Origin of the sequence: Hymenobacter caeli, from assembly GCF_013294115.1 — a bacterium.
GTDB classification, from domain to species: domain Bacteria; phylum Bacteroidota; class Bacteroidia; order Cytophagales; family Hymenobacteraceae; genus Hymenobacter; species Hymenobacter caeli.
In genome coordinates, this window is sequence record NZ_JABSNP010000001.1 from 172,167 (window position 1) to 189,357 (window position 17,191).

17 protein-coding genes and 1 pseudogene are annotated in these 17,191 nt (G+C 66.9%); 10 read left to right on the forward strand and 8 right to left on the reverse strand.

Going from position 1 to position 17,191, the window contains the following annotated elements; genetic code table 11:
- Positions 1-159: 159 nt before the first annotated feature.
- The 5 genes and pseudogenes from HNP98_RS22525 to HNP98_RS22135 form a co-directional block, all read right to left on the reverse strand.
- A complete protein-coding gene (locus tag HNP98_RS22525) occupies positions 160-633 on the reverse strand; it encodes a TOBE domain-containing protein (protein ID WP_449551403.1) in 474 nt (157 codons plus the stop codon).
- 39 nt (positions 634-672) lie between these two features.
- Positions 673-1,074, reverse strand: a pseudogene (locus HNP98_RS22530) (ATP-binding cassette domain-containing protein); the annotation flags it as partial.
- A gap of 56 nt (positions 1,075-1,130) precedes the next feature.
- Positions 1,131-1,829 carry a 2'-5' RNA ligase family protein gene (locus HNP98_RS00730; RefSeq protein ID WP_173808129.1) on the reverse strand — a complete coding sequence of 233 codons (699 nt, stop codon included), beginning with the start codon at positions 1,827-1,829 and terminating at the stop codon, positions 1,131-1,133.
- Positions 1,830-1,867: 38 nt separating this feature from the next.
- Positions 1,868-2,272: a PIN domain-containing protein gene (locus HNP98_RS00735; protein ID WP_173808130.1), complete on the reverse strand. Its 405-nt coding sequence runs from the start codon at positions 2,270-2,272 to the stop codon at positions 1,868-1,870.
- Between the two features lie 6 nt (positions 2,273-2,278).
- Positions 2,279-2,410: a hypothetical protein gene (locus tag HNP98_RS22135; protein ID WP_262889073.1), complete on the reverse strand. Its 132-nt coding sequence runs from the start codon at positions 2,408-2,410 to the stop codon at positions 2,279-2,281.
- Positions 2,411-2,698: 288 nt separating this feature from the next.
- Here HNP98_RS22135 and HNP98_RS00745 point away from each other — a divergent pair, with 288 nt between their 5' ends.
- The 4 genes from HNP98_RS00745 (at position 2,699) to HNP98_RS00760 (ending at position 7,367) form a co-directional block, all read left to right on the forward strand.
- A complete protein-coding gene (locus HNP98_RS00745) occupies positions 2,699-4,282 on the forward strand; it encodes a M28 family metallopeptidase (RefSeq protein ID WP_173808131.1) in 1,584 nt (527 codons plus the stop codon).
- A gap of 313 nt (positions 4,283-4,595) precedes the next feature.
- Positions 4,596-5,090: a hypothetical protein gene (locus tag HNP98_RS00750; RefSeq protein ID WP_173808132.1), complete on the forward strand. Its 495-nt coding sequence runs from the start codon at positions 4,596-4,598 to the stop codon at positions 5,088-5,090.
- A 176-nt stretch (positions 5,091-5,266) separates the two neighbouring features.
- Positions 5,267-6,628: an MFS transporter gene (locus HNP98_RS00755; protein WP_173808133.1), complete on the forward strand. Its 1,362-nt coding sequence runs from the start codon at positions 5,267-5,269 to the stop codon at positions 6,626-6,628.
- Between the two features lie 169 nt (positions 6,629-6,797).
- Positions 6,798-7,367: a lipocalin family protein gene (locus tag HNP98_RS00760; RefSeq protein WP_173808134.1), complete on the forward strand. Its 570-nt coding sequence runs from the start codon at positions 6,798-6,800 to the stop codon at positions 7,365-7,367.
- Between the two features lie 113 nt (positions 7,368-7,480).
- On the opposite strand, the gene HNP98_RS00765 is transcribed toward HNP98_RS00760, so the two are convergent.
- The 3 genes from HNP98_RS00765 to HNP98_RS00775 form a co-directional block, all read right to left on the reverse strand.
- Entirely contained in the window at positions 7,481-7,954 is a 474-nt protein-coding gene (locus HNP98_RS00765) for a hypothetical protein (protein WP_173808135.1), read from the reverse strand.
- Between the two features lie 82 nt (positions 7,955-8,036).
- Positions 8,037-8,273 (reverse strand): hypothetical protein, encoded by a 237-nt coding sequence (locus tag HNP98_RS00770; RefSeq protein ID WP_173808136.1) that lies wholly within the window; start codon positions 8,271-8,273, stop codon positions 8,037-8,039.
- A gap of 217 nt (positions 8,274-8,490) precedes the next feature.
- On the reverse strand, positions 8,491-10,035 hold the full coding sequence (locus tag HNP98_RS00775; RefSeq protein WP_173808137.1) for a hypothetical protein: 1,545 nt from the start codon (positions 10,033-10,035) through the stop codon (positions 8,491-8,493).
- Positions 10,036-10,201: 166 nt separating this feature from the next.
- Here HNP98_RS00775 and HNP98_RS00780 point away from each other — a divergent pair, with 166 nt between their 5' ends.
- From HNP98_RS00780 to ilvD, 6 genes are all read left to right on the forward strand, one after another.
- Positions 10,202-11,368 (forward strand): 2-isopropylmalate synthase, encoded by a 1,167-nt coding sequence (locus HNP98_RS00780; RefSeq protein ID WP_173808138.1) that lies wholly within the window; start codon positions 10,202-10,204, stop codon positions 11,366-11,368.
- Positions 11,369-11,380: 12 nt separating this feature from the next.
- Positions 11,381-12,775 carry a 3-isopropylmalate dehydratase large subunit gene (gene leuC, locus HNP98_RS00785; protein WP_173808139.1) on the forward strand — a complete coding sequence of 465 codons (1,395 nt, stop codon included), beginning with the start codon at positions 11,381-11,383 and terminating at the stop codon, positions 12,773-12,775.
- Between the two features lie 158 nt (positions 12,776-12,933).
- A complete protein-coding gene (gene leuD / locus HNP98_RS00790) occupies positions 12,934-13,530 on the forward strand; it encodes a 3-isopropylmalate dehydratase small subunit (RefSeq protein WP_173808140.1) in 597 nt (198 codons plus the stop codon).
- Positions 13,518-14,639, forward strand: coding sequence for a 3-isopropylmalate dehydrogenase (gene leuB / locus HNP98_RS00795; protein WP_173808141.1), 1,122 nt, complete (start codon positions 13,518-13,520; stop codon positions 14,637-14,639). The genes leuD and leuB overlap by 13 nt, the downstream gene beginning before the upstream one ends.
- 51 nt (positions 14,640-14,690) lie before the next feature.
- The gene (locus HNP98_RS00800; protein WP_173808142.1) at positions 14,691-15,374 is read left to right on the forward strand and encodes a class I SAM-dependent methyltransferase; all 684 of its coding nucleotides are present in this window, start codon (positions 14,691-14,693) and stop codon (positions 15,372-15,374) included.
- A gap of 59 nt (positions 15,375-15,433) precedes the next feature.
- On the forward strand, positions 15,434-17,158 hold the full coding sequence (ilvD, locus tag HNP98_RS00805) for a dihydroxy-acid dehydratase (protein ID WP_173808143.1): 1,725 nt from the start codon (positions 15,434-15,436) through the stop codon (positions 17,156-17,158).
- The last annotated feature ends 33 nt before the right edge of the window (positions 17,159-17,191 follow it).

The following is a 17,191-nucleotide window of genomic DNA, read 5'->3' on the forward strand; positions in this document are numbered from 1 at the left end:
CGGGCCGCCTCGTGCAAACGAATAAAACGGCGGGAGGTTAACCGGGAAGCCCCGCTTCAAAGCGGAGCTTCCCGGTAGCAAGACCGTCGTTAGACCCCGCGTCAGTTGTTTTCCCGGCCCAAACGCGGCTGTGCCCGGCCCGGGCCCGCTGGCTGAAATTTAAGGCAGCGCCCAGCCGGCCCCGGCGGCCAGCGCCACGCCCACGATGTCGCCGGGCGCAAAAGCAGCGGCCGCGGCCCGGGCCCGGACGGTGCTCTGCGGCAGGGCGATTTCCAGCTCGTAGTAGCCGCCCAAAAACCGCACGGCCCGCACGGTGCCCGCCAGCCCGCCGCCGGCGGGCCCCACCGCGAACTCCTCGGGCCGCACCAGCAGCGCCGGCCCCGCGCCGGCGGTGGCCCCCAGGGCCCGGCGGTCGGCCCCGCGCACCAGGCTGTAATCGCCGAAGAGCCCGGCCGTGTACTCGTCCACCGGTTGGCGGTAGATGCGCTCCGGGGGCCCCTGCTGCACCAGCCGCCCGCCGCGCAGCACCAGGATTTCGTCGGCCCAGGGCAGCGTGTCCGTCGCGTCGTGCGACACCAGCAGGCAGGTGATGCCCAGCCGGGCCCCGATGTCCTCCACCACGGCTTGCAGCACCCGCTTGTGCCCGCGGTCCAGGTTCGAGTACGGCTCATCGAGCAGCAGCAGCCGGGGCCCTCCCAGCAGCAGCCGCGCCAGGGCCACCCGCTGCTGCTCGCCGCCCGAGAGCTGGTCGGTGCGGCGGGCCCCCAGGTGGTCGATGCGGCACAGCGCGTACACGGCCTGGGCCTCGGCGGCGGGCCGCTGGTGGGCGTAGCGCAGCACCTGCTCCACGCGCAGGTGCTGCGGCAGCTCCGAGCGCTGCGAGAGGTAGGCCACGCCCGGGTGGCCGGCCACCAGTACTTCGGCGGGGCCCCGCACGCGGGTGCCGGCCACGCGCACCTCGCCGGCGCTGGGCTGCACCAGGCCCGCGATGATTTGCAGCACGGTGCTTTTGCCGGCCCCGCTCTCGCCGGCCAGCGCCACCTTCTGCCCCTGGCCCTGGGCGAAGCTGAGGGGGTGCAGCACGGTGGTGCCGTGCTCCGCCAGGCCGATGCCAGTTACGGTCAGCAAGCTCATGCGCGGGGGGCTGAGCCCAAGGAATAGGTTGCCAGCCGCACCGTGTTGGCCGTTCGTTGGTACCAGTCGTTGGCCACCAGCTCCACCCGGTCGACTTCAAACGTGCCGATGGGCCACGCCCGGTACTTTTCAATGGCGGCGAGTACGCGGGCAGCATCCAAAAGCGGTTTCCTGAATCGGATAACGGTGGCGTGGGCCGTCTGGATGCTGTAGCGCTGGTCGATGGACTGCTGCAAGCCGGCGCTTCGGAAGGCTTCCCGAACATCCTGGCGGAGTGTTTCCAGGCCGTCGCCCCACGGAAAACCCTGCACGATGACGCTGCCGGCAGAGGCGGTGAGCCCCGCGAATTTTACGCGGAACGGCCGGGCATTCCGGGTGATGGTGCCCACCAAGTCCACGTATTTTATGGGGTCAATCATGGCCAGCTGAAAGCCGTCGTAGCAGGAGATAATGGACATGACGGTGAGGTGCGTATCGGCCGCGGGGTAGTAGTACTGGTCCGGCTCGATGCGCCGGAAGTCCGCCAGGAGGCCCTCGATGGCGCTGGTGACGCGGGCTGGCGGGCGGGCCAGCAGCGTGAGGCCGTACCGGGTGTCGTGCGGCGAATCGATTAGATTGTCGATTTCGGCCTCGCCGCGTGCTATCGCGGCAATGGCGGCGGTGCGCATGGCGTCGTAGTGGGCGGGTAGGTCCATGCGGGCAAATGAAGTAGCGGCAACTTCCATAGCAGAAACTACAGCAGGTTCAAAAAATCTTTGGCCCGGATGGTGTGCACGGTCGGAAACGGCACGTGCCGCAACTTGTCGAAAGGCCGGTCGTTCGTGACCAGGTAATCGGCCCCGCAGGCAATGGTGCAATCCACGAATTTGTCGTCGTCGGCATCCACCTCGGCCAGCAGGTGCCATTGGTAGTAAACGGTCAGCTCCCGCACGCTGGGCAGGTTCAGCAGCTCCCGCAGCTGAATGTCGGTGCGGGCCAGGCCCAGGCGGCGGCCAATCTGCTCTTCGTACTCGGCCAGCGTTTCAGTGGTGGCGAACAGCGTCAGCCGGCCGTCCACCACGGCCCGGTACAGGGCATGAAACGGCGAGTGGCTCGGCAGGGCCACGAGCAGCACGTTGGCGTCAAATACCACGCGCATCCCCGGCTATTGCGCTTCCTCGTTCAGCCAGTCGCGCATGGTCTGCGCGGTCCAGCCCTGCTGCTCCCAGGCCTGGTCGGCCAGGCCCGTCAGCCGCTGGGCGAAATACTGCCCGATGAGCGTGCGAATGTTTTGCAAGTCCGCGTCGCACCTGCTGCGCGAACAATTTCAGCAGCTCCTGCTGCAGGTTGGTCAGCCGGTCGGTGGGAGCCATCGGTTTTTAGCGCCAGCGGGGCGCGTGGTTGGGACTGCAATGTTAGGAAATCGGCCGCAAGGAAGGCCGGGCGCGGCGGCGGCAGCGCGGGCACCGGCACCAGCGGGCCGTTGCCCGGCGCAATTATCGGCAATTATTTCGGCCCCGTAACGGCTTGCCCGGGGTTTGAATTTACCTTGGGGCCCGGAACCAACCCAATTGCTTCTTGCCATATGAATAAACTGCTCCTCCTGCCGCTGGCCGGCACCCTGGCCCTGGCCGCGCCCGCCCGGGCCCAGGCCCCTGAAAAAACCGATGCCGCCGCCCTGGCCAAAATCAAGGACGAAGGCCTGAACCGCTCCCAGGTGATGGAAACGGCCTTTTACCTCACCGACGTGTGCGGCCCGCGCCTGGCCGGCTCCGAGGGCCTGGCCCGCGCCAACGCGTACACCAAAAAGCAGCTCACCCAGTTCGGCCTGGTGAACGCCAACATCGAGCCCTGGGGCGACTTCGGCCGCGGCTGGGACATCGATAAGAGCTACGTGGCCCTCACCAAGCCTTACTACCACGCCATGATTGGCGTGCCCAAGGCCTGGACGCCCGGCACGCCCGGGGCCCTGCGCAAAGCGGTGGTGTACGTGAACGCCAAGGAGGAGGCCGACCTGGCCAAGTACCAGGGCCAGCTGCGCGACAAAATCGTGCTGCTGCCCGTGGCCGCCCCGCTCCAGCCCAACTTCGAGCCCGACGCCAAGCGCCTCAGCGCCGACGAGCTGCAAAAGCTGGCCGACGCTACCGCCGGGGGCCTGCCCACCGCCGCCAACCGCCCCGCCGACGTGCCCGACGCCGCCCGCCTGGCCGCCCGCAAGGCCCAGCTGGCCCTGCGCGCCAAGCTCAACGACCTGCTGATTACCGAGGGGGCCGCCGCCGTGCTCAGCGCCGGCCGGGGCACCGACGGCACGGTGTTCACCACCAACGGGGCCCCCTACGCCGCCGACGCCAAGCCGGTGCTGCCCGAGCTGGAAATGTCGGGCGAGGACCAGCTCCGCCTCATCCGCCTCGTGGAAGCCGGCATTCCAGTGGAGGTGGAGATGGAAACCCGGACCCACTTCCAAACCCAGGATTTGAAAGGGTACAACGTGGTGGCCGAAATCCCCGGCACGGATAAAAAGCTCAAGAGCGAAGTGGTGATGCTCGGCGGCCACCTCGACTCGTGGCACGCCGCCACCGGGGCCACCGACAACGCGGCGGGCTGCGCCGTGATGATGGAGGCCGTGCGCATCCTCAAAGCCACCGGCCTTAAGCCGCGCCGCACCATCCGCATCGCCCTGTGGGGCGAGGAGGAAGAAGGCCTGTACGGCTCGCGCAACTACGTGAAAAACCACTTCGCCGACCCCGCCACCATGCAGCTCAAGCCCGACCACGAGAAGCTGGCCGCCTACTTCAACCTCGACAACGGGGCCGGTAAAATTCGCGGCATCTACGCCCAGGGCAACGAGGCCGTGAAGCCGATTTTCACCGCCTGGCTCGCGCCCTTCGCCGAGCTGGGGGCCACCACCGTGACGCTGCGCAACACCGGCAGCACCGACCACGTGGCCTTCGACGCCGTGGGCCTGCCCGGCTTCCAGTTCATCCAGGACGGCCTCGACTACTTCGCCCGCACCCACCATTCCAACCAGGACACCTACGACCGCCTCGTGGCCGACGACCTCAAGCAGGCCTCGGTCATCGTGGCCAGCTTCGTGTACGACGCCGCCATGCGCGACCAGAAGCTGCCCCGCAAGCCCCTGCCGGCCCCCACGCCGCCCCGCGTGCCGTAAATCGAGCTTCTTCAGCCAGTCCCTACCCGGCTGAAGATAAATTAATCTGGAGTTAAGGCCGGGTTTACCCGGCCGTCGGAGGTTTGCCGCACAGTAAGTTTTTACTGCGTTGCAAACCTTCCTTTTTTATGTCCAGCGAAATTAAAAACCCAGAAATAAAGTCCCGCCCGCCGCCAAAAGCGAAGGCCCCGCCAAGCCCGGCCCCGCCAAGCCCAAAAAACCCGGCCCCAAGGCCGAAAAACTCCCGGCCCGGCTGCTCCCGCTGCATTCCTTCGCGGGCACGGTGGGCGCGTTTGGGGCTAACCCCGGCGGGGTGTACGACCGCTTCACGCTGATTGCCGGGGGCACCGAATACACCGTGAAATTCCCGCCGCACTTCGGCCGGGCCCTGCACGAGGCCGCGCAGCCGGGCCAAGCCGTGGCAGTGCTGGGCCATTTCCGCCCCACGCCCAAGGGCGGCGAGCACCTGCACCTGGCCCGCATCGGCGTGGCGGGCGGGGTGCTGCGGCCCCAGCCCGCCGGGCCCCCCGCCACCGCCCACGACGCCCACGGCACCGTGGCCGAACTGCTGCTCGACCCCAAAGGCCGGCCGCACGGCCTGCGCCTGGCCGACGAAGCGGCCACGGAGTTGCGCTTCCCGCCGCACCTGGGGCCCCAGGTGGCCGAACGGGCAAGCGTGGGCAGCGAGCTGCAAGCCAGCGGCACGCGCCGCGCCGACGGCCCCGGCGAGGTGCGGGCCCCCGGCACCCAGCCCCCTTTGCAGGTGGAAATCCTGACCGTGGGCGGCGAGTCGTTTCTGATTGGCTAGCCTCGTACCCGAAGTGCCCCGCTGGGGCGCTTCCTGCCAACGGGCCACGCCGCGCCCCCCGGGCCGCGGGATGGCCCGTTTTTGGCCGCTACCGGCCGCGAACCGAGCGCGGCCGTATGCACTTCTTGCCCCCGTTCTTTCCGCTACTTCCCGCTCCCTCAGCCCCTGGCCACTGCATGCCTCCCGTCGAAAAAACTGCCGACCAGAAAACCGATAAAACCGCCGCGCCCGCCTTGGCCGACGACCCCAAGCGGGGCAGCATCCGGGCGCTGCGGGCCCTGAACTTCTTCATCGCCGACGTGCAGAACGGCATGGGCCCCTACATGGCGATGTTCCTGCAATCGAGCGTGCACTGGAACCAGGCCCAGATTGGCGGGGCCCTGGCGGCGGGCAACATCGCCCAGGTGCTGGCCCAAACGCCCGCCGGGGCCCTCATCGACCGCCTCCGCCAGAAACGCACCCTGCTGGTCGTCGGCATCGGGCTGATTGCCACGGCCGTGCTGGCCACCGCCTTCTTCACCACGCGGCCGGTGGTGATGGGCGGGCAGGCCCTGATTGGCGTGGCCGGGGCCATCTTCCCGCCCTGCCTGGCCGCTATTGCCCTGGGGTTGGTGGGCCGGAAGAATTTCGACCAAGCCCAGGGCACCAACCAGGCCTTCAACGCGGCCGGCAACATGTTCGCGGCCGTGGCCCTGGGCGCGGTGGGCTACTATTTCAACCTGCGCTGGATGTTCTACCTCGTGGGGGCCCTCTGCGTAGGGGCCGTGCTGTGCGTGGCCCGCATCAAAGGCGACGACATCGACTTCGACCAGGCCCGCGGGGCCGACCAGGACGACCACCAAGCGGGCCCGGACCGAAAAGACGGCTCGCCTAATGGCCCACCCAGCAGCGCCGTCCCGGCGGCCCCCGGCGGCGTGTGGGACGGCGTCAAGGAGCTGCTGGCCGGCTTCCGCGAGCTGCTGACGCAAAAGCCGGTGCTGATTTTTCTGGCGTCGGCCGTCATCTTCCACTTCGCCAACGCCGCCATGGTGCCGCTCGTCACGCAGCTGCTGGCCAAGGGCGCAGGGGTGCAGCGGGCGGTGCTGTTCACCTCGGGCTACATGGTGGCCTCGCAGCTCGTGTTCATGGTGGTGGCGGCCGCGAGCGGCAAGCTGGCGGGCCGGCTGGGCCGCAAGCCGCTGTTTCTTTTCGGGTTCGCGGCGCTGGCGCTGCGCGGGGTGCTCTACACGCTCAGCCACGCGCCGGCGGCCCTCATCGCCGTGCAGTGCATGGACGGCCTCGGGGCGGGCATTTTCGGGGTGGTGGGCGTGCTCATCATCGCCGACCTCACCAAGGGCACCGGCCGCTTCAATGCCGCGCAGGGGGCCATTGCTACGGCCCAGGGCCTGGGCGCGTTCCTCAGCAACTCGGTGGCCGGCTACCTGGCCAAAACCCGCGGCGACGACTTCACCTTCCTGGTGCTGGCCGGCATCGCGGCCGTGGGCCTGGTGTTCTTCTGGGTGTTCATGCCCGAAACCCGCGAGCAGGCGGCGGGCTGACCCGGCCGGCCGCGCATTCTATTCCCGCCAAGCCCGGCCGCTTTTACAATTGCGCCGCCTTCCCAACTATCGGAGCAAGCCGCTTCAGCCACCGCGCTGTAATTGGAAAAGCTGGCCGGCGGGGCGCGCACTGCGTAGAGAGGCCGTCCCCAAACATCATTTTCTGCCCATGAACAACCTGCTCAAGCGCCGGCGGCCGCTCCTGCTCCCGGCGTTGGCCGCCGTGGCCACCGGGGTGGCCTACGCTTACGCCCGCCGCAAAAAACGGCCGCCTCTGCCCACCGTGGCGCACGTCGATTTGCACCGCTACGGCGGGCTGTGGTACGAAGTGGCCCGGCTGCCGGCTCGCTTCGAAAAAGGCTGCCAGCACGTGACGGCCGACTACACCCTGCGGCCCGACGGCAAGGTGGGCGTGCGCAACACCTGCCACAAGGGGGGGCTGTACGGGCCCGTGCGAGGGGCCTCCGCCGTGGCCCGCGCCGTCGACGCCACCAATGCCAGGCTCAAAGTGCAGTTCTTCTGGCCTTTCGAAGGCAACTACTGGATTCTGGCCCTCGACGAAGCCGCCTACCAATATGCGCTGGTGGGTGAGCCCAACCGCCAGAACTTGTGGCTGCTGAGCCGCCAGCCGCACCTGGAGCGCCGCATCCGCGACCGGCTCATCGCCCATGCCCGCGCCCTGGGCTTCCCGGTAGAAAAACTGATTTTCACGCCCCAGCCCGTGGCCGGCAAGCCCTAGCTGCCGGCGCACCGGCGCGGGGCAAAGCGGCCATTCCGTGGCAACGCCCAATAAAAAAAGGACCCGGCCAATCGGCTGGGTCCTTTTTTGGGCGACTCGGAGAAGGCCGTCGGCTACTCGACTTTCGCCTTCAGCTTGTCTTTTTTGATTTTCACCTTGCCTTTTTTGGCGGTGCTGTCCTGGGCCATGCCCTGGCCCATGCCTTGGCCCTGGGCCATGCCCTGGCCGCCGCGCTGCATGCGCTCGGCCTGCATGGCGGTGTACTTGGTGTACTGGTCGGGCGTGAGCACGGCCTTGAACTGGTCGTCGTACTTGGCGCGGCCAGCCATCATCTGGTCGCGCATTTGCTCGCGCGTCACGCTGCCGCTTTGCACCTGGCCGCGCATGCCCTGCATTTCCTGGTCGCGGGCGGCCATAATGGCCTGCACTTTAGTGGTTTGGTCGGCGCTCAGGCCCAGGGCCTGGGTCAGGCGCTCGGTCTGGCGGGCGGCCATCTGGCCGGGGGCTCCTTGGGCGGGGGCCTGGGCTTGGGCGGCCCCCGCGCTCAGGGCAAAGGCGGCCAGCAACGGAAACAGGAATTTTTTCATGGGTTAAAAAGGAGAAAAGGGGGAAATTGGGTGAATCCACAAAGCCGCCCCGGCGGGTTGGACCCGCCGGGGCGGCGAAGGCTTAACGGTGGTCGTAGCGGCGGTGGTCGTTCCCGCGGTGGTCGCGGTCGCGGCGGAAGTCGCGGCGGTCCCGGCCGCGGCGCTCGTGCTCGTAGCGGCCGTGGTCGCGGCGGTCATCGCGGCGGCCGTGCTCGTAGCGGTCGTGGCCGAAAGCCGGGGCGGCGGGAGTGGCGGCAAAAGCACTGCTGCTGGCGAGGAGGGCAACGGCGGCGAAGGCGGCAAAGAAGGAAGCTTTCATGGAAGTGGGGTGGGGATAAGAAGTTGTTGGAAAAGGGTTTGGGTCGGGCCTGCTATCCGCCCGATTGGCGAAGACCGGAGCAAGCCGCTCGTGCATTACCCTTTGCAAACCTGCGTCCAGACCCGCCGTTTTCGCCGCCGGCTAGACTAATCTCCCCATCCCCTCGACCGGGGCCCCCGAATCGCCGCCTAACCGGCCGGTTTGTGCCCCGCCGGCCTCACCGCATCTTCAGGAATTTGCGGCGCATCACGTCCTGCACCGGCACGTTGGTAATCTTGCTTTCCAGCCACGAAATCAGGTCGAAGTACAGAAACGGCCGCCGGTCGTAGGGGCTGGCGGCGATGACCACCATCTTGTCTTTCAGCTTGCTGAACTCCTCCTTGAGCTGGCCGGGCGCGATGGTGCCCACCCGCCGCAGGAACCGGAAAATCTCGACCTGCATCGGCTGCTGGTCGTCCATCTTGCCCAGGAAGTGGTACACCGAGCGCACCTGGTATTCCAGGCTGGCGTCGTCGCCGGCCTCGTAGTGGGCCACCAGGTTCAGGATGCGGGCGAAGCACTGCAGGTCCTCGCGCAGGCTCAGGTCCTTCTGGTCGATGATGAGGTTCAGGTACTCGATGGCCTTGCGGAACTGCCCGCTGCCGAAGTACAGGCTGGCAATCTTGTAGTAGAAGACCAGCGTGCGGTGCAAATCGAGCTGCGAGCGGTGCAGGGCCAGGTTTTCGAGCAGCTCCGGCACAATGGCCAGCCCTTCCGTGAAGCGGGCCTCCAGGAAGTACACGTTGATGCGGTTCGTGTAGATGTACTGGAACAGCAGCGTCTCGGTGTTGGGGCTGGCGCGGCGCGTCTGGTTGGCGGCGAAGTCTTCCAGCTGCTGCAATACTTCCATGAACTTGCTGTAGTACAGTAGGTTGAAGAGCGAGGCCAGCAAATTGTGCAGGCCCTTGATGTAGAGCATGGCCTGGGTGTCCTTCAGGTGCGGCGCTTCCTCGAACAGGTCCACCCACTTCTGGGCGTAGCGGTAGCAGGCCCGGAAATCCTGGTTCAGGGTGTGGTACCACACGTGGGCCTGGTAGAAGTAGAGCCGCTCGAAAAACGTGCTGTCGGGGGCCACCGAGGCCGGCATGTTGGCCTGGAAAAACGCCGTAATCTGCTCGTGGTGGGCCTGGTTGCGGGCGTGCCCGGTCTTGAGGTAGAAGCCGTAGAGCCGCAGCGCGGCGTTGGACAGCTCGTGCATCCGGGCCAGGTGCGTCACCGTGTCCAGGGCCTCGGTGGCCAGGGTTTCGGCGCGGTCCCCCAGGCTGCGCGTGATGTACTGCGACTCAATCAGCTTCTCAAAATCGAGGGCCAGCAGGGCCACGTGGGGCAGCTCGGCCTGCTGGGCGGCCAGCTTGGTTTTCTCCAGCATCCGCAGGCTCTGCTGGTAGAAGCCCTTGTTGTAGAGCACCCGGGCGTAGTCGAGCTGCTCGTGGAGCTGGATGTCGGGGTTCTGGCCGGCGTGGTACACGCGCAGGCTGCCCAGCAGCTGCCGGTACAGGTTGGCCTTGAGGTTGGCCAGCTGGGCCCGCTTCAGGGCCGGCACCTGCGCCACGATGCGGTCCTCGTCGTAGGCGTCCAGCGCGTCCAGCGCGTCGAAAAGCTGCAAGAATTTCAGGCCCTCGCCGGCCCCCGGCCGGTCGGTGAACAGCCGGAAGTGCCGCTTTTCGGAGCGCGTCAGCGACTTGATAAGCTGGAAAACCGGGTCGGTGCTCTTATTGGGCATTGTACGAATCGTTGAGTCAAGATACTTTATAACAGATAATTAAGTTAAAAAAGTATTGAATTGGAAATAGTACGGGCCGCGCAAAACTGCTTGGGCCGGTGCGTAAAACGCCGCTACTTGCAGCGCAATATCCACTTTGTTACCGCTCCCCGGGGGCGTAGCCCATATGTCAGCCCAGAAAATTCAAATCTTCGATACCACGCTCCGCGACGGCGAACAGGTGCCGGGCTGCAAGCTAAACCAGGCCGAGAAGCTCGTCATTGCCCGCCAGCTCGAAGCGCTGGGCGTGGACGTGATTGAGGCCGGCTTCCCGGTGTCGAGCCCCGGCGACTTTGCCGCCGTGGCCGCCATCGCCGCCCAAACCCAGGAGGCCACCGTCTGCGGCCTCACCCGGGCCGTCGAGAACGACATTCGGGTGGCCGCCGAGGCGCTGCGCGGGGCCCGCCGCCCGCGCATCCACACCGGCATCGGCACCTCCGATTTGCACATTTACCAGAAGCTGCGCAGCACCCCGGCCGACGTGCTGGTGCGGGCCGTGGCCGCCGTGAAGCTGGCCAAGAGCTTCGTGGAGGACGTCGAGTTTTACGCCGAGGACGCCGGCCGCACCGACAACGAGTTCCTGGCCCGGGTGTGCGAGGCCGCCATTGCCGCCGGGGCCACCGTACTCAACATCCCCGACACCACCGGCTACTGCCTGCCCCACGAGTACGGGGCCAAGATTAAGTACCTGTACGACAACGTGAAGGGCATCGAACGCGCCATCCTCTCCACCCACTGCCACAACGATTTGGGCCTGGCCACGGCCAACTCCATCGCCGGTGTCATGCACGGGGCCCGGCAAATCGAGTGCACCATCAACGGCGTGGGGGAGCGGGCCGGCAACACAGCCCTGGAGGAGGTGGTGATGATTCTGCGCCAGCACCCCGGCCTGGGCCTCGACACCAACGTGCGCACCAAGCTGCTGGCCGAAACCTCGGCCCTCGTCTCGCACCTGATGAGCATGCCCGTGCAGGCCAACAAGGCCATCGTGGGGGCCAACGCCTTCTCGCACAGCAGCGGCATCCACCAGGACGGCGTTATCAAGTGCCGCGAAACCTACGAAATCATCGACCCCAAAGAAGTGGGCGTCGTCGATTCGAGCATCGTGCTCACGGCCCGCTCGGGCCGCGCCGCCCTGGCCTACCGCCTCCAGAAGCTCGGTTACGACCTGGAGCGCCCGGCCCTCAACACCGCCTACGCCAGCTTCCTCGTCCTCGCCGACCGCCAGCGCGAAGTCATCGACGACGACCTGCACGCCCTCGTGGAGCAGGAGAAGCTGGTGGCCGCCAACTAACGCAATTCCCACATGGCCACGACCTTATTCGATAAAATCTGGGATGCCCACGTCGTCCGCTCCATCGCGAGCGGGCAGGAGGTGGTGTACATCGACCGGCACCTGATTCACGAAGTCACCAGCCCCCAGGCCTTCGATGAGATTGCCGCGCGGGGCCTGCCGCTGTTCCGCCCCGGCCAGATGCTGGCCACGGCCGACCACAACGTGCCCACCCTGCACCAGGACCAGCCCATTCGGGAGCCGCTGTCCCGCTCGCAGGTGGACAAGCTGACCGAGAACTGCCAGAAGTACGGCGTGGAACTGTACGGCCTGGGCCACCAGCGCCAGGGCATCGTGCACGTCATCGGGCCCGAGCTGGGCCTCACGCTGCCGGGCACCACCATCGTGTGCGGCGACAGCCACACCTCCACGCACGGCGCGTTCGGGGCCGTAGCCTTCGGCATCGGCACCAGCCAGGTGGCCCAGGTGATGGCCTCGCAGTGCCTGCTGCTGAACCGGCCCCAGCGGATGCGGATTTCGGTGGAGGGTGAACTACAGCGCGGCGTCACGGCCAAAGACCTGATTCTCTACGTCATCGCGCAGCTCGGCACGGGCGGGGCCACCGGCCACTTCGTGGAGTACGCCGGCAGCGCCGTGCGGGCCCTGAGCATGGAAGGCCGCATGACCGTTTGCAACATGAGTATCGAGATGGGGGCCCGCGGCGGCCTCATCGCCCCCGACGCCACCACGCTGGCCTACGTGGCGGGCCGGCCCTTCGCCCCGAAAGGCGCGGACTGGGAGAAAGCGGTGGCCTACTGGCAAACCCTGTACTCGGACGCCGACGCGGCGTTTGAAACCGAGTACACGTTTGACGCGCAGCAGATTACGCCCATGATAACCTACGGCACCAACCCCGGCATGGGCATCCCGCTCACCGGCCACGTGCCGAGCGAGGTGCCCGAGGGAGAGGCCGAAAGCTTTGATAAATCATTGAAATACATGGGTTTTGAGCGCGGCGAGTCGCTGCTGGGCAAGCAGATTGACTACGTGTTCATCGGCAGCTGCACCAACTCGCGCATCGAAGACCTGCGCACCGTGGCCGCCTACGTGCAGGGCAAGCAGAAGGCCGGCCACGTCGAGGCCATCATCGTGCCCGGCTCCAAGCAGGTGGAGCAGCAGGCCATTGCCGAGGGCATCGACAAGATTTTTGCCGCCGCCGGCTTCGAGCTGCGCGAGCCTGGGTGCAGCGCCTGCCTGGCCATGAATGAAGATAAGATTCCCGCCGGGGCCTACTGCGTGGCCACCTCCAACCGCAACTTTGAGGGGCGGCAGGGCCCCGGGTCGCGCACGCTGCTGGCCAGCCCGCTGGTGGCGGCCATCACCGCCGTGCAGGGCCGCATCGTGGACATTACCAAGTACTTGAACTGATACGCCGCCTCACCCCCCGGCCCCCTCTCCGGGGGAGAGGGGGAGTCAAATAACCCGATAAAAAGTTAATTAAACTCAGCAACCCAGACGTCTGTCTCCCCCTCTCCCCCGGAGAGGGGGCCGGGGGGTGAGGCGCACCGCTGAACGAGCTAGTTAAAATGGAGAAATTTCAGACCCTGCACACCACTGGCGTTCCGCTGCCGCTGGAAAACATTGACACCGACCAGATTATTCCGGCCCGGTTCCTGAAAGCGACCACCCGCGAAGGCTTCGGCACCAACCTGTTTTGCGACTGGCGCTACCGGGCCGACGGCACGCCCAAAGCCGATTTCGTGCTGAACAGCCCGCGCTACGCCGGCCAGGTGCTGGTGGCGGGCAAGAACTTTGGCTGCGGCTCCAGCCGCGAGCACGCCGCCTGGGCCCTGTACGACGCGGGTTTTCGGGCCGTGGTGTCGAGCTACTTCGCCGATATTTTCCGCGGCAACGCCTTGAATACGGGCCTGTTGCCGCTGCAAGTGAGCGACGCGGAGCTGGCCCGCCTGCTGGCCGGCATCGAGGCCGACCCGCAGCTGGCGCTGGTGGTGGATTTGCCCGCCCAGACGCTGCAAGTGCCGGCCTGGGGCGCGGCGTTCGGCTTTGCCATCGACGCCTACAAAAAGGAGTGCCTGATTAACGGCTACGACGACATCGATTTTTTAGTGAACCAGAAACCGGCCATCGAGGCCTACGAACAACAACGCGCATGGGCATGGTAACCAAAAAGATAGCTGTACTCCCCGGCGACGGCATCGGCCCCGAAGTGTGCCGCCAGGCCGTGAAGGTGCTGGAGGCCGTGGCCGAGCGCTTTGGCCACCGGTTCGCCTTTTCGTCGCACCTGGTGGGGGCCTGCGCCATCGACGCCACCGGCAACCCCCTGCCCGACGAAACCCTGGCCGCCTGCCGCGCCGCCGACGCGGTGCTGTTCGGGGCCATCGGCGACCCCAAGTATGACAACGACCCCACCGCCCCCGTGCGCCCCGAGCAGGGCCTGCTGCGGATGCGCAAGGAGCTGGGCCTGTTCGCCAACATTCGCCCCGTCACGGCCTACACCGCCTTGCTGAAGCACTCGCCCCTCAAGCCCGAGCGCATCGAAGGCACCGACTTGGTGATCTTCCGGGAGCTGACGGGCGGTATTTACTTCGGTGAGAAGGGCCGCACGGCCGACGGCACGGCCTACGACCACTGCACCTACTCGCGCCCCGAGATTGAGCGCATCGCCCACCTGGCGTTCCAGTCGGCCGCCGGCCGCCGCCAGCACCTCACGCTCGTGGACAAGGCCAACGTGTTGGAAACCTCGCGCCTGTGGCGCGAAGTGGTGCGTGAGCTGGCTCCTCAGTACCCCACCGTCGCCGTGGATTACCTGTTCGTGGACAACGCCGCGATGCAGATTATCATGAACCCCACGCAGTTCGACGTGCTGCTGACCGAGAACATGTTCGGCGACATCATTTCCGACGAGGCTTCGGTCATCGCCGGGTCGATGGGCCTGCTGCCTTCCGCCTCCGTGGGGGCCGCGGTGGCGGTGTTCGAGCCCATCCACGGCTCGTACCCGCAGGCCAAGGGCCAGGGCATCGCCAACCCGCTGGCGGCCATCCTCTCGGCGGCCATGCTGCTCGACCACTTGGGCCTGGGCACCGAAGCCGAGCTGGTGCGCGAAGCCGTGGACGAGGCCATCACCAACCACATCCTCACCCCCGAGCTGAACCCTTCGGCCCCCTACACCACCGAGCAGGTGGGCAGCTACGTCGCCTTCTGGATTGCCGACTCGAACGAGCAGCAGTGGAGCGCCCACAACATCGCCGTCGGCAGCAGCACCATCATTTAGCCAGCAACGCGGCGGGCCGCTCCGCCTTGCCGGCTGCCCGCCCCACCCCCAATGCACACGGTAAAAGAACAGTTTGACGCGGTTTCGGCCCGGTACGACCAGCAGCGGCCGTACCTGATTCCGTGCTACGACGACTTCTATGCGGTGGCCAACCCGTTGCTGCGCCGACGGCCCCGCGCCCGCACCGTGCTCGACGTGGGGGCCGGCACGGGGCTGTTTTCCTCCTTCCTCTACCAGCAGCGGCCCGACCTGGAATTTACCCTCGTGGACCTGGCCCCGGAGATGCTGGCCGTGGCGCGGCAGCGGTTTGCCGGGCTGCCCGGCTTCGCGTTCCGGGAGCTGGACTTTGCCGCCGAAAACCTGCCGGGCACCTACGACCTCGTCATTTCCAGCCTGGCCATTCACCACCTGCCCGACGCGGCCAAGGCATCGTTGTACCAGCGCATCTACGGGGCCCTGAACCCCGGCGGCCTGTTCGTCAACGCCGACCAGGTGCTGGGCCGCACGGCCGGCTTCGACGCCTTCTACCGCCGCGACTGGCGGGCCACCGTGCGGCACTCGGGCCTGCCGGAGGAGGCCATCGGGCAGGCCTTCGAGCGCGTCAAGCTCGACGATTTCGGCACGCTGGAAGCCCAGCTGCGGATGCTGGAAGCCGCCGGCTTCCAGGAAGTGGATTGTCTGTACAAAAACCTGAGCTTCGCGGTGCTGGCCGGCGCGAAGGGCGACCTGGAATGAAGGCCCAATAACTTGCTCAAATTACCAAGCACTACGCACCAAATACCAAGCACCAAAACATGACGCTCAATAAATTCAGCCGCATCTACACCCAGGACGACAGCCTGCCCGCTTCGCAGGCCATGCTCATCGGCGCGGGCCTGTCGGATGCGGATTTGCGCAAGCCGTTCGTGGGCATCTGCTCGACGGGCTTCGAGGGCAACACCTGCAACATGCACCTCGACGGGCTGGCCGACGAGGTGAAGCGCGGCGTGGCCGCCCAGGGCCTGGTGGGGCTGCGCTTCAACACCATCGGCGTGAGCGACGGCATCACCAACGGCAACGCGGGGATGCGGTTTTCGCTGGTGTCCCGGGAGATAATTGCCGACTCGATTGAGGCGATGGCCGGGGCCCACTACTACGACGCGCTGGCCTGCGTGGTGGGCTGCGACAAGAACATGCCGGGGGCCCTGATTGCCATGGCGCGGCTCAACCGGCCCTCGCTAATGGTATACGGCGGCACCATCCGGGGCGGCGAGTTCAAGGGGCAGCAGCTCAACATCGTGTCGTGCTTCGAGGCCTACGGCAAGAAGGTGAACGGGCAGATTTCGGAAGAAGACTACCAGGGCATCATCCACAACGCCTGCCCGGGGCCCGGGGCCTGTGGCGGCATGTACACGGCCAACACGATGGCCGCGGCCATCGAAACCCTGGGCATGACGGTGCCCGCCTCGTCGTCGCTGCCCGCCGAGAGCCCCGCCAAAATCCAGGAATGCCTCGACACCGGGGCCTACCTGCGCCGCTTGTTGGAGCTGGATTTGAAGCCCCGCGACATCCTTACCCGCGCGGCGTTCGAGAATGCGATGGTGATGATTACCGTGCTCGGCGGCTCGACCAACGCCGTGCTGCACCTCATCGCCATTGCCCACGCGGCGGGCGTGCGCCTGACGATGGAAGACTTCCAGGCGGTGAGCAACCGCGTGCCAGTGCTGGCCGACCTCAAGCCCAGCGGCAAGTACCTGATGGAGGACTTGTCGAAGCTCGGGGGCGTGCCCGCCGTGCAGCGCACCCTGCTCGACCACGGCCTGCTGAACGGCGAGCTGATGACCGTGACCGGCCGCACGCTGGCCGAAAACCTGGCCGACGTGCGCCCCCTGGGCCCCGAGCAGGACCTGCTGCGCCCGCTCAGCAACCCCATCAAGGCCGACGGGCACATCCAGATGCTGTACGGCAACCTGGCCACCAAGGGCGCGGTGGCCAAAATCACGGGCAAGGAAGGGCTGCGGTTCGCGGGCCCCGCCATCGTCTTCAACTCGGAAGAAGAGCTGAACCAGGGCATCCTGGCCCACCAGATTCAGGCCGGGCAGGTGGTCGTGATTCGCTACGTGGGCCCCAAGGGCGGCCCGGGGATGCCCGAAATGCTCAAGCCGACCTCGGCCATCGTCGGGGCCGGGCTGGGCGACAAGGTGGCCCTGATAACGGACGGGCGCTTTTCGGGCGGCACCCACGGCTTCGTCATCGGCCACGTGTGCCCCGAGGCCTACGACGGCGGCGGCATCGCCCTGGTGCAAAACGGCGACTGGATTGTCCTCGACGCCGCCGCCAACACCATCGACGTGCGGCTGCCGACCGACGAGCTGGCCGCCCGCCGCGCCGCCTGGCGGCGGCCCCCGCTGCCCGCCAAGCAGGGCGTGCTGCTCAAGTACATCCGCACCGTGAGCGACGCCAGCCACGGCTGCATCACCGACTTACTCGAGGAAGACGAACAAGTAGCGGCGGTGCCGGCGGCGCAGCTCACGCACTAGCTTGCTCGCCGCCCAGCGGCACCACCGCATAAT

Excerpts from the sequence above, each read along its gene's own strand:
- HNP98_RS00730 (WP_173808129.1), bottom strand. The coding sequence starts at position 1,829 with ATGGACCTACCCGCCCACTACGACGCCATGCGCACCGCCGCCATTGCC.
- HNP98_RS00735 (WP_173808130.1), bottom strand. The coding sequence starts at position 2,272 with ATGCGCGTGGTATTTGACGCCAACGTGCTGCTCGTGGCCCTGCCGAGC.
- HNP98_RS00745 (WP_173808131.1), top strand. The coding sequence starts at position 2,699 with ATGAATAAACTGCTCCTCCTGCCGCTGGCCGGCACCCTGGCCCTGGCC.
- HNP98_RS00755 (WP_173808133.1), top strand. The coding sequence starts at position 5,267 with ATGCCTCCCGTCGAAAAAACTGCCGACCAGAAAACCGATAAAACCGCC.
- HNP98_RS00760 (WP_173808134.1), top strand. The coding sequence starts at position 6,798 with ATGAACAACCTGCTCAAGCGCCGGCGGCCGCTCCTGCTCCCGGCGTTG.
- HNP98_RS00765 (WP_173808135.1), bottom strand. The coding sequence starts at position 7,954 with ATGAAAAAATTCCTGTTTCCGTTGCTGGCCGCCTTTGCCCTGAGCGCG.
- HNP98_RS00770 (WP_173808136.1), bottom strand. The coding sequence starts at position 8,273 with ATGAAAGCTTCCTTCTTTGCCGCCTTCGCCGCCGTTGCCCTCCTCGCC.
- HNP98_RS00775 (WP_173808137.1), bottom strand. The coding sequence starts at position 10,035 with ATGCCCAATAAGAGCACCGACCCGGTTTTCCAGCTTATCAAGTCGCTG.
- HNP98_RS00780 (WP_173808138.1), top strand. The coding sequence starts at position 10,202 with ATGTCAGCCCAGAAAATTCAAATCTTCGATACCACGCTCCGCGACGGC.
- leuC (WP_173808139.1), top strand. The coding sequence starts at position 11,381 with ATGGCCACGACCTTATTCGATAAAATCTGGGATGCCCACGTCGTCCGC.
- leuD (WP_173808140.1), top strand. The coding sequence starts at position 12,934 with ATGGAGAAATTTCAGACCCTGCACACCACTGGCGTTCCGCTGCCGCTG.
- leuB (WP_173808141.1), top strand. The coding sequence starts at position 13,518 with ATGGGCATGGTAACCAAAAAGATAGCTGTACTCCCCGGCGACGGCATC.
- HNP98_RS00800 (WP_173808142.1), top strand. The coding sequence starts at position 14,691 with ATGCACACGGTAAAAGAACAGTTTGACGCGGTTTCGGCCCGGTACGAC.
- ilvD (WP_173808143.1), top strand. The coding sequence starts at position 15,434 with ATGACGCTCAATAAATTCAGCCGCATCTACACCCAGGACGACAGCCTG.